Source organism: Pragia fontium (assembly GCF_900638655.1).
Taxonomy (GTDB): Bacteria; Pseudomonadota; Gammaproteobacteria; order Enterobacterales; family Enterobacteriaceae; genus Pragia; species Pragia fontium.
The window spans coordinates 3,850,732-3,864,575 of the sequence record NZ_LR134531.1 but is presented as its reverse complement, the minus strand read 5'-3'; the positions used below and the strand labels follow the sequence as shown (position 1 = coordinate 3,864,575).

9 protein-coding genes are annotated in these 13,844 nt (G+C 47.3%); 5 read left to right on the top strand and 4 right to left on the bottom strand.

What is annotated here, in order from left to right; genetic code table 11:
• Positions 1 to 313: 313 nt before the first annotated feature.
• The gene (gene rhtC, locus EL341_RS16730) at positions 314 to 940 is read left to right on the top strand and encodes a threonine export protein RhtC (RefSeq protein ID WP_126468183.1); all 627 of its coding nucleotides are present in this window, start codon (positions 314 to 316) and stop codon (positions 938 to 940) included.
• Positions 941 to 1,052: 112 nt separating this feature from the next.
• On the opposite strand, the gene gntT is transcribed toward rhtC, so the two are convergent.
• Positions 1,053 to 2,387 (bottom strand): gluconate transporter, encoded by a 1,335-nt coding sequence (gntT, locus tag EL341_RS16725; RefSeq protein WP_126468182.1) that lies wholly within the window; start codon positions 2,385 to 2,387, stop codon positions 1,053 to 1,055.
• A gap of 253 nt (positions 2,388 to 2,640) precedes the next feature.
• Between gntT and EL341_RS16720 the strand changes: the two genes are divergently transcribed.
• Entirely contained in the window at positions 2,641 to 3,165 is a 525-nt protein-coding gene (locus EL341_RS16720) for a gluconokinase (RefSeq protein ID WP_126468181.1), read from the top strand.
• Positions 3,166 to 3,173: 8 nt separating this feature from the next.
• Here the strand turns inward: EL341_RS16720 and gntR are convergent, their stop codons facing one another.
• The gene (gene gntR / locus EL341_RS16715; RefSeq protein WP_126468180.1) at positions 3,174 to 4,169 is read right to left on the bottom strand and encodes a gluconate operon transcriptional repressor GntR; all 996 of its coding nucleotides are present in this window, start codon (positions 4,167 to 4,169) and stop codon (positions 3,174 to 3,176) included.
• A 784-nt stretch (positions 4,170 to 4,953) separates the two neighbouring features.
• On the opposite strand from gntR, the gene edd reads away from it, so the two are divergent.
• Entirely contained in the window at positions 4,954 to 6,765 is a 1,812-nt protein-coding gene (edd, locus tag EL341_RS16710; protein ID WP_126468179.1) for a phosphogluconate dehydratase, read from the top strand.
• 328 nt (positions 6,766 to 7,093) lie between these two features.
• Here the strand turns inward: edd and EL341_RS16705 are convergent, their stop codons facing one another.
• Positions 7,094 to 9,385 (bottom strand): zinc/cadmium/mercury/lead-transporting ATPase, encoded by a 2,292-nt coding sequence (locus EL341_RS16705; RefSeq protein ID WP_126468178.1) that lies wholly within the window; start codon positions 9,383 to 9,385, stop codon positions 7,094 to 7,096.
• A 213-nt stretch (positions 9,386 to 9,598) separates the two neighbouring features.
• On the opposite strand from EL341_RS16705, the gene EL341_RS16700 reads away from it, so the two are divergent.
• The gene (locus EL341_RS16700) at positions 9,599 to 10,474 is read left to right on the top strand and encodes a carboxylate/amino acid/amine transporter (RefSeq protein ID WP_047782353.1); all 876 of its coding nucleotides are present in this window, start codon (positions 9,599 to 9,601) and stop codon (positions 10,472 to 10,474) included.
• A gap of 19 nt (positions 10,475 to 10,493) precedes the next feature.
• Here EL341_RS16700 and metR read toward each other — a convergent pair whose 3' ends face one another.
• A complete protein-coding gene (metR, locus tag EL341_RS16695; RefSeq protein WP_047782352.1) occupies positions 10,494 to 11,390 on the bottom strand; it encodes an HTH-type transcriptional regulator MetR in 897 nt (298 codons plus the stop codon).
• 101 nt (positions 11,391 to 11,491) lie between these two features.
• Between metR and metE the strand changes: the two genes are divergently transcribed.
• The gene (metE, locus tag EL341_RS16690; RefSeq protein ID WP_074824629.1) at positions 11,492 to 13,768 is read left to right on the top strand and encodes a 5-methyltetrahydropteroyltriglutamate--homocysteine S-methyltransferase; all 2,277 of its coding nucleotides are present in this window, start codon (positions 11,492 to 11,494) and stop codon (positions 13,766 to 13,768) included.
• Positions 13,769 to 13,844: the final 76 nt, after the last annotated feature.

Below are 13,844 nucleotides of genomic sequence, written 5' to 3'. Positions count from 1 at the left end.
TCACCATCCTTCATTTTTCATTAGTCCTCCATCGTTCGATGGAATAAGATAATTATCAATCCAGAGGCCTGATATTACTTTGTTGTGTACATCATTCTATTCCATGATGTACACAACAAAGCTGCTTCTGCGATTGAAGATATGTCGGTGTAAACTGGCAAGATTACCGTACAGCTCAAGGTGCTGCTCAAAACCCGGCGAGTCTGTTATCTTTTGAAGGTAAGCGTACAATACGGCCGTATTATGTATGGTGATGGTTTGTCGCCAGCGTAGTCAAAATAATTTGAAAAACCTTTAAGTTAAAGAGAATCCCATGACGCTATTTTTAACCGTTGCGGTGGTGCAGCTTGTTGCATTAGCCACACCCGGACCTGATTTCTTTTTTGTTTCGCAAACCGCAGTTAGCCGCTCCCGTAAAGAAGCGATGTATGCGGCAATGGGAATTTTCAGTGGTGTTATGGTATGGGCTGCGATCGCGCTGTTGGGACTGCATATTTTATTGCAACAAATGGCCTGGTTACATAGCCTGATTGTGGTGTGTGGTGGTGCCTATTTATGCTGGATGGGTGTCAGTTTGCTGCGTTCTGCGTTCAGTAAGAGCCAGCCTCAGGAACATATGGTCAGTGGTGCTGATACCAGCCACAACAGTCATTCATTTTTGCGTGGACTGTTTACTAACCTGTCTAATCCGAAGGCTCTAATTTATTTCGGCAGTGTATTCTCGGTATTTGTTGGTGATGATATTGCCGGTAGTACCCGTTGGGGGCTATTTGCTTTAATTGCGCTGGAAACTTTGATTTGGTTTACGTTGGTGGCCTTTATTTTTGCTCTGCCGGTGATGCGTAGTGGTTATCAGCGAGTAGCAAAATGGATTGATGGTATCGCTGGCGCTTTATTTGCAGGCTTTGGGCTACATTTAATCACGTCTCGTTTCTATTAATTGAAGATGAGATGCCAGCGTTAAGCAGATAACGACATTCGATTGGCTTATGTGTTGTACATAAAAAAACCGGCCAGGTTTAACCAGCCGGTTTTTTCATGTCGTTTTTTATTTAGATAACCGTACTTAACAGCAGGCAGCCAATCAGGCCACAAACTGAAATAATGGTTTCCAGTACTGACCATGACTTGATAGTTTCTGCGATAGTCAGGTTAAAGTACTCTTTGAATAGCCAGAAACCTGGATCGTTCACGTGAGAGAAGATAACGCTACCGGAGCCAACGGCTAACACCATCAGTTCAGGGCTGACGCCAGACATGGCCAGTAAAGGTGTTACGATACCACCGGCAGTCATCGCTGCTACTGTGGCAGAACCTAGTGCCAAACGTAAAACAGCTGCGATAGCCCAACCCATGAATAATGGCGAAAGGGTACTGTCAGCCATCAGTGTTTTTATATATTCTGAAACGCCACCATCAACCAGAATCTGTTTGAAGGCGCCGCCACCGCCGATGATCATTAACATCATGGCAATGATTTTAATGGAGTCGCTGATGGTATCCATAATCTGGTCCATGGTGCGACCACGGTTTAGGCCAAAGGTGAAGATGGCGATTAATACCGCAATCAGCGTTGCCATAACCGGATCGCCTAAGAACTCGGCATAGGACAGAATGGCGTGGCCTTTCGGCAGCGTCATTTCAGCAACCGCTCGACCAGCCATCAGCACAACCGGTACTAACGTGGTTGCTACGCTGACGATAAAGCTTGGCATTTCGCTTTCGGTGAAGACTTTCGGATTGTGCAGGCCTTCAGGAACCGGCTTATCAATGCCTTTCAGGAAGCGGGCATAAACCGGGCCAGCCAGAATAACGGTTGGGATAGCAATTAAAGTACCGAATAATAGGGTTTTACCCATATCGGCTTTAAATAGAATAGCGATTGCTGTCGGACCCGGGTGTGGCGGAAGTAAGGCGTGAGTCACGGATAAGGCCGCCGCCATTGGAACACCGATAAACAGCAGTGGAATACGCGCGGATGCTGCAATAGTAAAGACCAAAGGCAGCAACAGTACAAAACCAACTTCATAGAATAACGCAAAACCAACAACAAAACCGGTCAGTACGATAGCCCACTGAATGCGCTCTCTACCGAATTTGGCAATTAAGGTGGTGGCAATACGTTGGGCACCGCCACAGTCAGCCAGTAATTTACCCAACATGGCACCAAAGCCCATGATTAAGGCTAAACTGCCTAGCGTCCCGCCGACACCATTTTTAATTGAGACAATAACGCCGTTTACGTTGAATGCACCTTGAGTGGTGTAACCCAGCGCAAGACCAACAACCAGCGAAACCAGTATCAGTGAAATGAAACCGTTTAGCTTGCAACGGATCATCAGTAGCAGTAGTAGGGCTACGCCAATCACGACAATCACTAATGGCATAATAGTTCTCCGATGTATGTACCGTATCAACCCAATACAGCTTATTTCAGGTTGATATATGAATCGACGTTTTTCCAGAAGATAGCGTCATATCTTTATATTTATCTGCAATAACCAGCATTATTGCTTCATTTTCTATTTGTGATATTTATCACATCTTTGTTTGTTACCGGTATCATGATACCGGTAACGTGCTAGGATAGGGAACTATAGAGAAGGCTTAAATGTTCATTTTGAGATAGAGATCAAACTTATGACGGGACAAAGCATAATTATTATGGGTGTCTCTGGATGCGGGAAATCCAGCGTAGGAGCAGCCGTTGCCAGAGAGTTAGGTGCTAAGTTTATTGATGGCGATGATCTGCATCCGCGGGCAAATATTCAGAAGATGGCCAGCGGCCATCCGTTGGATGATAACGATCGCGCTCCTTGGCTTGAACGGCTGAATGATGCGGCATACAGCCTATGTCATAAAAATGAAGTGGGTTTGATTGTCTGCTCTGCGCTGAAACGCCGTTATCGCGATCGCCTGCGTGAAGGTAATCCGGAGATGATTTTCTTGTATATGAAAGGCAGCTTCGATGTGATTTTAGAGCGTTTGAAAGCGCGTGCCGGTCACTATATGCCGACTGATTTATTAAAAAGTCAGTTTGATGCCTTGGAAGAGCCGACGGCTGAGGAGCCTGATGTGATCTCTATTGATATCACCGGCGATTTCACTCAGGTGGTTGAACGCGGTGTTGCAGCGTTGCGTCAGGCGGGCGTGAAAACCCGCTAATTGCCAGTTTAAATGCTGCCGCCCTGGAGAATAGTGAAGCCTAAATCAAGCATTTTTGGGGTAACCGTTTCACCGCGCAAACGGGCAAGTAATCTTTCTGCTGCAACTTGCCCCATCTTTTCACGAGGGGTTAAGACGCTGGTGAGTTTAGGCTCCATTGATTGACCAATATCGTGCCCGTGAAAACCTGCAATGGCCATATCTTTTGGAATGTGTAAGCCCTGACGCTGACATTCGAATGCCGCCCCGATCGCAATATCATCGTTGGTACAGAATATGCTGTCAGTATCAGGATAAACCCGGCGGGCTTCTTTCAGTAATTCACAGCCGAGACTGTAAGACGATGAACGGTCAGTACAGATACTACGGGGCTCCAGACCAAACTCACGCATAGCCTGTTGATATCCCTGCAATTTAATTACTGTACGTTCATCCTGACGAGCACCAAGGTAAACGGTATGGGTATGTCCGCTGCGAATTATCTCTTTCGTCATTTGATAAGCCGCATCATAGTTATTAAAGCCTACCGCCAGATCGAGACAGGGAGAAGCGCTATCCATAATTTCGATCACCGGAATACCGGCAACCTCGATCATTTTCCGCGTTCGTTCGGTATGGTTACGCTCAGAGAGTATTAAACCGTCAATATTATAAGAAAGCAAAGAAGTCAGGCGCATTTCTTCACGTTCAGGATGGTAGCCATAGTGGGCTAACATAGTTTGGTAACCGTGAGAGTCGGTTACGCTTTCAATACCGCGCAAGACTTCGGCAAACACCTGGTTGGTCAATGAAGGAAGCAGTACGCCAATGGCTTTACTGGTGGCATTGGACAAGATTTCCGGTGCTCGATTGGGAATATAGCCCAGTTCATCTAATGCTACGGCTATTTTGCTGCCTAATGCCGCAGAGACCTGTGATGGATCGCGCAAATAGCGACTGATCGTCATCTTTGTTACGCCAACTTGGTTAGCGACATCTTGAAGCCCAAGTCTTTTTTTCTTCATTTTTCAAATAATTAAATAGTGAACGATAGATGACTTAGTTTAACAAAGAAAACGCCAGACGGGTATATTTGTGGCGGTTTCCGATAGGTTTATTTATGGTGATTCATTTATATCCTTCATTAACTTTTTAGTGTGCTCTGTTTTACAGGTACATGAGAGTCTATGATTCGCCGTTGATAGTACTGAATAATATAGCGCTGAGTATAAAGACATCTTTTATCTTTATTTGAATTCTATTTTTACCGTTGAAAAAATAGTTCCTGATTACTTTAGTGCGTTAACTTAAAATGTTTTTAACATGGAGGAAACAGAGGACGTATTATTTTTACGCCTGAATATTGCCATCGTTTTTTAGGCAGAGAAATGATAAAGATTTGTGTTAATAATCACAATTGTGATTGAGGTCACAAAACAATCTGCTTGTTAGCTGAATCGAGTAAAATTGAGACTTAAAACGTATTGTTACCGGTATCATTTGGGTATATAGTAGCTTTATGACATGATGACCTAGCTTCCAAAAGGGGAAGGTATTGGGAAAAACAGCACACAGATAATGGCGTAAGAATGGAGAGTCATAAACTGTTTAGATTTTAAATAAGCAGCAATAATTTATTTTATGCTTATTTAAGATTTAATCTAAAATAATAGTGATACAACTCAGTGATAATAAAATTATGGGTTATATATACCTATTTGGTTATTTCTTCTTAGTCTTTTGATAGCGTTAATTTAAATATTCTTTTTATCAATATTTAAAACACTTTTACGAAAAGTGGGGAATAACATGAATCCTATTGTTGAGCGCGTTACCCAGAAAATTATTGCCCGTTCCCAGAATGAACGCCGTCAATATTTGGCAAAAATTGATGCGGCAAAGAGTAAGACCGTACATCGGTCACAGCTTTCCTGCGGTAATCTGGCCCATGGTTTTGCCGCCTGTTCTGTGGATGACAAGCTCTCCCTCAAGAATATGGTAAAAAGTAATATCGGTATCATTACGTCCTATAACGATATGCTTTCAGCCCATCAACCTTATGAACATTATCCTGAACGACTTAAGAACGCCTTGCATGCCGTTGGCGCAGTTGGTCAGGTCGCCGGTGGTGTACCGGCAATGTGTGATGGCGTTACTCAGGGGCAGGATGGCATGGAGCTTTCCCTGCTAAGTCGCGATTTAATTGCGATGTCGGCAGCGATTGGTCTATCCCACAATATGTTTGATGGCGCATTGTTCCTTGGCGTGTGCGATAAGATTGTACCGGGGCTGTTTATTGCCGCTATGTCATTCGGCCATCTGCCTACGGTGTTTGTCCCCGCGGGTCCTATGCGTACCGGTGCCTCTAATAAAGAAAAAGTGCGCATTCGTCAGTTATATGCAGAAGGTAAGGTTGGGCGCGAGGAACTGCTGGAATCTGAGGCTAATGCTTATCACTCTCCGGGGACTTGTACGTTTTACGGCACCGCTAATTCCAACCAGATGGTGATGGAAGTAATGGGACTGCATCTGCCGGGGTCTTCTTTTGTTTATCCGGATATTCCCCTACGGGATGCATTAACGGATGCGGCTGCTCGTCAGGTAACGCGTATGACAGAAGCCTCCGGTGAGTATCTGCCAGTGGGACGTTTGGTTGACGAAAAAGTGATGGTGAACGGGATTGTTGCCCTGTTGGCAACCGGTGGTTCGACGAACCACACCATGCACTTGGTTGCGATGGCGAAAGCAGCGGGTATCACGATTACCTGGGATGACTTTTCTGAACTATCTGAAGTCGTGCCGCTGCTATGCCGTATTTATCCTAATGGCCCGGGCGATATTAACTACTTTCAGGCCGCTGGCGGTGTTTCATTACTGGTTCGTGAATTGTTGAAGGGTGGACTGCTACATGAAGACGTCCATACCGTTGCTGGCTTTGGCTTGCATCGTTATACACAGGAACCGTTTCTGGAAGAGGGGCAATTGGTGTATCGCGATGGCCCTCATGCTTCTCTGGATCCCGAGGTTATTTCCACGCTGGAAGCGCCTTTTGTTAAACACGGTGGAACGAAGGTCTTGTCGGGAAATCTGGGGCGAGCAGTTATGAAAACGTCTGCGGTACCGCAAGATCGTCAGATTATCAAAGCGCCAGCGGTGGTGTTTGACAGCCAATACGCTATTGATGACGCATTTAATGCCGGTCAGTTGAATCGAGATTGCATCATTGTGGTGCGTTTTCAGGGGCCAAAAGCGATTGGTATGCCGGAGCTGCATAAACTGATGCCACCATTAGGCGTATTGATGGATCGAGGTTTTAATGTGGCGCTAGTTACCGATGGCCGTTTGTCCGGTGCCTCAGGTAAAGTTCCGGCTGCAATTCATGTGACGCCAGAAGCCTATGTAGGTGGTTTGCTGGCTAAAGTGCAAGACGGCGATATGATTCAGGTTGATGGCACGACGGGAGAACTTAGCCTGTTGGTTGAGGCGGATGAACTGGCTCGTCGTACCCCTGCACAACCTGACTTATCTGCTTCCCATATTGGTATGGGACGTGAGTTGTTCTCTGCGCTGAGAGAAAATATTTCCGGAGCAGAGCAAGGTGCCAGTTGTTTTAAGTTTTAACGTTTAGTATGCGTTTTACCACCGATATATGCGCTTTAACTGCAAAATATTAAGCGCCTCAATCGGTTTCGCTGCCGATAGTTCAGTGTTTAAATCAGCAGTCGGGCTTGCAGCGAGTTGGGGCATTAAGGCGAATGCCCCAACACCCCGCGCCTTCCGCACCGGAATTTAGGTCGCCTATGGCGACTGCCCTCCACCATCAATAAGGCTTAACGCACCGGCATAGACCCGCTCCCGGCGGCGCTATGCCTCTCACAGCATCCATGCTGCTCGTGCTACCTTATTGATGATGTTGGCTAAATTCAGTGCTCCCGATGGTCATAACATATTATTTCTCAATCTCTTCCTCTTCCTTCCTTTTCCGCAATAACCTCAGCGCATTAGCCGTCACCAGAGCCGTTGCACCGGAATCGGCTAATACCGCTAACCACAGGCCGGTTAGTCCGATTAAGCTGGTGACCAGAAAAATCGCTTTCAGGCCAAGGGCGATGGTGATGTTCTGACGGATAATTTTTCGCGTCGCTCGGGATAGCACAATCATATCCGACAGGCCAATCAGGCGGTTATGGGTTAAGGCAGCATCAGCAGTTTCTAATGCAACATCGGTTCCGCCACCCATAGCGATACCAATTGTTGCCGACTTCATGGCCGGGGCGTCATTGATGCCGTCTCCCACCATTGCCGTTGGCTGCTGTTTATTCAGGGCAATCACCGCGCTCACTTTGTCTTCCGGCAACAGGCTGGCTTCATATTCAATATTCAGTTCATGAGCGATAGCGGCGGCGGCTCGTGGGTTATCCCCGGTTAGCATCACACCGTTTACACCGATCTTATTCAGTGCCGCCAAAGCCTGTTTGGCATCGGCGCGCAGGGTATCTCGCAAGGCCAGCAGGCCAATTACCTGATTATCCTGAAGTGCAACGACGACGGTTTTCCCCTGTTCTTCTAACTGCATAACCTGTTGTTGCAGACTGTCTGAAAGCTGTTCTGCGCTGAGTTTGGATGGAGAACTAATCAGGATGGTTTGTCCGTCAACGGTACCTTGTACTCCAACTCCGGCGATAGCGCGACGCTGATCGGCCTGAACGTAGTTAATCGAACTTTCTTCGGTACGGCGGATAATCGCCTGCGCCAGAGGATGGTGCGAACCAGATTCAACAGATGCTGACAGAGACAGGAGCTGAGCTTCAGTCATGTTTTGCAGCGGTATTACATCGGTAACCATCGGTTTACCTTCCGTCAGGGTACCGGTTTTATCGAAGGCGATTTGGCTGATGGTTCCTAACTGCTCCAGTGCCGCGCCGCCCTTGATCAAGGCACCTCGACGAGTCGCTGAAGCCAGCGCAGAGGTAATGGCCGCCGGTGTTGAGATAACCAGCGCACATGGACAGCCAATTAACAGCAGAGTTAAGCCGCGATAAATCCAGGTTTCCCACGGTTGGGAAAACAGCAACGGTGGCACTATTACCACGAAAAACGCAAACAGCATAATAGCCGGGGTGTAATAGCGGCTGAAGCGATCGATAAAGCGTTCAATCGGCGCGCGGCGTTCTTCTGCTTCTTCAATCAGGGTGAGAATACGGTCAATAGCGTTCTGCCCTGGTTCGGACAGAACTTTTAGCTGTATCACGGTATCAACGGCCAGACTACCGGCGGCGACTTTTTCTCCGTTTACGCGCTCAACGGGAATCGATTCCCCAGTCAGAGCACTTTCATCAAAGCTGGCACTGGTTCCAAGCAATTGAGCATCTACCGGTAAACGCGTTCCGGGAGCGATCTCAATAATATCTCCGGGGCGTAAGTTACCGGTTGGTACCATTTTTCGTTCACCGTTAACGATCTGTACTGCTTCTTCTGGCAATAGCGCCATTAAAGCGGTAACGCCTTGGCGTGCCCGGTTTGCTGCGTAGGATTCCAGTAATTCGCCGATCATAAATAACATCAGTACCATCGCCGCTTCTTCCGTCGCACCGATAAACAGTGCGCCGATAGCGGAGACGCTCATCAGCGTTTCAATGGCAAAAGGTGTCCCAGAACGGGTAAGGCGGATGGCCTGTAAGCCAATTGGAATCAGGCCAACGATAGTGGTTACGGTGAAAGCGATGCGGCCAGCGGTTGGGTAGAATGACTCCAACAGCCAACTAAGTAGAATCATGATCGCCATTAGTGCCGGAGGGCCATACTCTTTTAGGCGCTGCTGTGTGACAGACGGTTTAGCGGCAGGCGTGGTATCCGAGCCGGAGCTGAGCGAGTAGCCCGCTTTCTTTACTGCCTGCTCAATACGTTCGGCGATATTGTGGCTCTGGCTAGCGTCGACGACCAGTTTTTCGGTGGCAAAGAGAATTTTAGCGTGCTCAACGCCGGAAACCTGGCTAACCGCAGTTTCCACTTTCTTTGCACAGCTTGGGCAGTCCATACCAAAGACTTGCCAGGTTAGGCGAGTGTTACCCTTGGCGATTTCTGCCATTGGTTGATCCTGACCATCATGTTCATTTTGTATAGCGCATGCACCATGATGATGTTCATCATGATCGTGGGGGTGCTCATGACTGTGGCCATGTTGATCTGATAAATCATGTACATCGGATTGTATGCTTTTGTTTTCGCTATGGTTATTCATTTGATGGTACCTTCATCCACTCATAATGAGGTTACTCTACACCTTGGAGTCTACTCCAGAGTCAATGTTTATTATTGGTAAAATATGACAAGGATAAAAACCTTCAGTAAGACTGTTATTTAATCAAACGTAAACTAAATAGTGTTAGAGTGAATAACTGCTTTCTTTTATACTCCGCCTTCTTGAAGCTGAATTAGCAAGGTGGCGTTCGATATGCCGTTACTGGTCACAACCACGATACTTTGGGCATTTTCTTTTAGTCTAATTGGCGTTTATTTATCCGGCCAGGTTGATACTTGGTTTGCGGTGTTTATCCGCATTGCACTGGCCTTTCTGGTATTTTTGCCTTTTTTACGCATTCGCGGCGTGAGTCTGAAGCAAGCTTTGTTATTTATGCTGGTTGGCGCTTTCCAGCTTGGCATTATGTATTTGTTCTATTACCAGTCATTTCTCTATCTCAGCGTGCCAGAGATATTGTTGTTTACCATTATGACGCCGATTTACGTCACGCTGATTTACGATCTGTTAGCGGGTAATCGTCTGCGAGTTGGCTATTTATTGAGTGCACTACTGGCGGTTATTGGTGCAGCGGTGATCCGTTATAACCAGTTGAGTGCTCAGTTTTGGCTTGGCCTGTTTTTTGTTCAGGGGGCCAATATCTGCTTCGCGATAGGTCAGGTCGGCTATAAAAGGCTAATGGAAGTGTATCCGATGCCTCAGCGTAGTGCGTTTTCGTGGTTTTATCTGGGGGCGCTTGTGGTGGCGAGTATTGCCTGGCTGTTGTTTGGTGATATCAGCAAAATGCCGACAACAGGACTCCAGTGGGGAATTCTGGTTTGGTTAGGTATTGGTGCCTCCGGTCTGGGGTATTTCATGTGGAACTATGGCGCAACGCAGGTTGATGCCGGTACTTTGGCAATTATGAATAATGCGCTGATTCCCGCAGGACTATTGGTTAACTTTGCTATTTGGCAGCACGATGTTGACTGGCTCAGGTTGGTTATTGGCGGTGGCATTATTATGCTGTCTTTACTGGTTCATAAGCGATGGGTTGTTCCCCACGTCAAAACCGTGCACAAATCTGCCTGAATATTTCACCACTGTCACCTTAAGCCAGTTTAATAAACGGTAACGTACTGGCGTGACGGCGGGCAATGTCAATAAAGGTACTAATTGCCAATTGATTCTGTTCTCCGTCACGTACCGCCGCATAAAGTCTGCGCCATAAACCTTCACCTAACGTTTTAGTGACAACCAATCCCTGCTTCTCCACGCTTTCAATCACCCAGTGTGGCAGGGCGGCGATACCCATTTGAGCGGAAACCATCTGAATCAGCAGCATAGTGTTATCAACACTTTTCAAGGTAGGGCTGATGCCGGATGGCTGTAAAAAATGCTTCCAGATATCCAGTCGCTGGCGCTGAACCGGATAGATCAACAGAGTTTCATCGGTTAGATCTTCAGGTTCCAGGACTTTCTTATCCGCCAGCGGATGCTCCGGCGCGACAACCAGACGTACTTCGAAATCAAACAACGGCGAATAGTGCAGACCGCTGCGTGGCAGAATATCGGAAGTCATCACCAGATCTAATTCGCCCTGCTGCAACTCTGGCTGCGGATCAAAAGTGACTCCGGCTTTAAAATCGAGTGCGATATCAGGCCATTCCTGACGGAAGGTATTTAATGCAGGCGTTAACCATTGGATGCAGCTATGGCATTCAATTGCCAGACGCAGTTTATCTTTTGGTGGCGAGCTACAGGTTTGTAGAGCCTGATGGATTTGCGGTAGGACTTGGTCCGCCAGATCTAACAAAATCTCGCCCTGAGCGGTAAAACGAATCGGCTGACTTTTACGTACAAACAGCCGGTAACCAAGACGTTGCTCCACTTCATTAAACTGATGAGAGACGGCTGATTGAGTTAAGTTAAGCTGAGTGGCGGCACCGGCCAGAGAGCCTGAATGACGCAGCGCCTGTAAGCTTCGTAGATGCTTTAATTCGATCATGAAAATTCTTCACCTTCAGTATGAAAAGATTGCGCTTGTAGGATACACCATACCCGGTGATTATAGATGTGTAAACATCTAGACGGCCAAATGAGGTTAATATGAGTATCCAGAGCCATATTTTAGGTTTCCCGCGAATCGGCGTGGAACGCGAGTTAAAGAAAGCATTAGAGCGTTATTGGAGCGGCGATATCGATCGCGAAAGTTTGTTGGCAACCGGTAAAGAGCTGCGGGCTCGTCACTGGCAGCAGCAACGTGACGCAGGCGTTGATTTACTGCCGGTGGGTGACTTTGCTTGGTACGATCATGTGCTGGCAACCAGCCTGTTACTGGGTAATGTGCCGGAACGCCACCGTAATGAAGACGGTAACATTGATATTGATACCTTGTTCCGCATCGGTCGCGGTCGTGCTCCAACGGGCAAACCAACGGTAGCGGCGGAAATGACCAAGTGGTTTAACACCAATTATCACTACATGGTGCCTGAATTTACCCGCGGCCAAAACTTTCAACTGGCGTGGCAGCAACTGTTTGACGAAGTGGATGAAGCATTAGCCCTTGGTCATAAAGTTAAACCGGTATTGCTGGGCCCGTTGACCTATTTATGGTTGGGTAAAGTGAAAGGCGAAGCGTTCGATCGTCTGACGCTGCTACAGGATATTTTGCCGGTTTATCAGCAGGTGTTGGAGCAATTAGCACTTCGTGGCATTGAATGGGTACAAATTGATGAGCCTGCGCTGGTGCTGGATTTACCAAAAGAGTGGCTGGAGGCTTATCAACCGGCCTATCAAGCGCTGTCAGGCACGGTGAAGCTGCTACTGACCACTTACTTTGACGGTATTAGCCATAATCTGGAGACTATTCGTCAATTACCGGTTCAGGGACTGCATATTGACTTCGTTGCCGGTAAAGACGATTTGGCTGATATACACGCTAAGTTGCCAGCGGATTGGTTGCTGTCTTTAGGGGTGATTAATGGCCGCAACGTATGGCGTGCCGATTTAAGCGAATGGTTTAGTCGTCTGTCACCTTTAGTGGGACAACGGGCGCTGTGGATTTCAGCTTCTTGCTCTCTATTACATAGCCCAATTGATTTAAGTCGCGAAACTCGGCTGGATGATGAAGTGAAGAGCTGGTTCGCCTTTGCACTACAGAAATGTGCAGAAATTGGTTTATTAACCCGCGCATTGAATCATGCGACCGATGCCGCTCTACAGCAAGAATTGGCGGATTATAGTGCGCCGATCAAAGCTCGCCAGAATTCATCACGGGTACATAATAAGAGCGTTGAAAATCGCTTGGCTAAAATCCGTCCTGAAGACAGCCAGAGACAACAGCCTTATACGGCTCGCGCAGAACAGCAACGTGCTAAGTACAATCTGCCAGCGTGGCCAACAACGACGATCGGTTCATTCCCACAGACCACGGATATTCGTACTTTACGTCTTGATTTCAAACAGGGTCGTCTGGATACCGGCAAATATCGTACCGGCATTAGTGAACATATTAAGCAGGCCATTTTAGAACAAGAACGTTTGGGTCTCGATGTGTTGGTTCACGGCGAAGCCGAACGTAATGACATGGTGGAGTATTTTGGTGAGCATCTGGATGGTTTTGTATTTACTCAAAACGGTTGGGTGCAGAGCTATGGTTCTCGTTGCGTTAAGCCACCGGTCATTATTGGTGATATCAGTCGCCCGGAACCGATTACCGTTGAGTGGGCTCGCTATGCCCAGTCGCTGACGACTAAGCCGGTTAAAGGCATGTTAACCGGTCCGGTAACCATTCTTTGCTGGTCGTTCCCGCGTGAAGATGTCAGCCGTGAAACCATTGCTAAGCAAATTGCTCTGGCACTGCGTGATGAAGTGAGCGATTTGGAACAGGCCGGAATTGGTATTATTCAGATAGATGAACCTGCTTTGCGCGAAGGGCTGCCGCTGAAGAAAGCGGAATGGGAAGACTATCTGGACTGGGCCACGGAGGCATTCCGCCTCAATGCGTCATCAGTTAAGGATGAAACCCAGATTCATACCCACATGTGTTACTGCGAGTTTAATGACATCATGGACGCTATCACCGCTTTGGATGCCGATGTGATTACCATTGAAACCTCACGTTCCGACATGGAATTACTGGAAGCATTTGAATCATTTGAGTATCCAAATGAAATTGGGCCGGGGGTTTATGATATTCACTCACCGAACGTTCCAAGCGTGGAGTGGATTGAAGATCTGTTGCGCAGAGCCGCCCAGCGTATTCCTGCTGAACGGTTATGGGTTAACCCGGACTGCGGCCTTAAAACCAGAGCCTGGCCGGAAACGCGTCAGTCGCTGGAAAACATGGTGCAAGCAGCGCGTATTCTGCGAGAAACCTATTAATAATTGATTCTACATCACTTAATCGCAATATCATGGGGCGCAATCAGCGCCCTTTTTTGTAGCTGTGATAAAATTA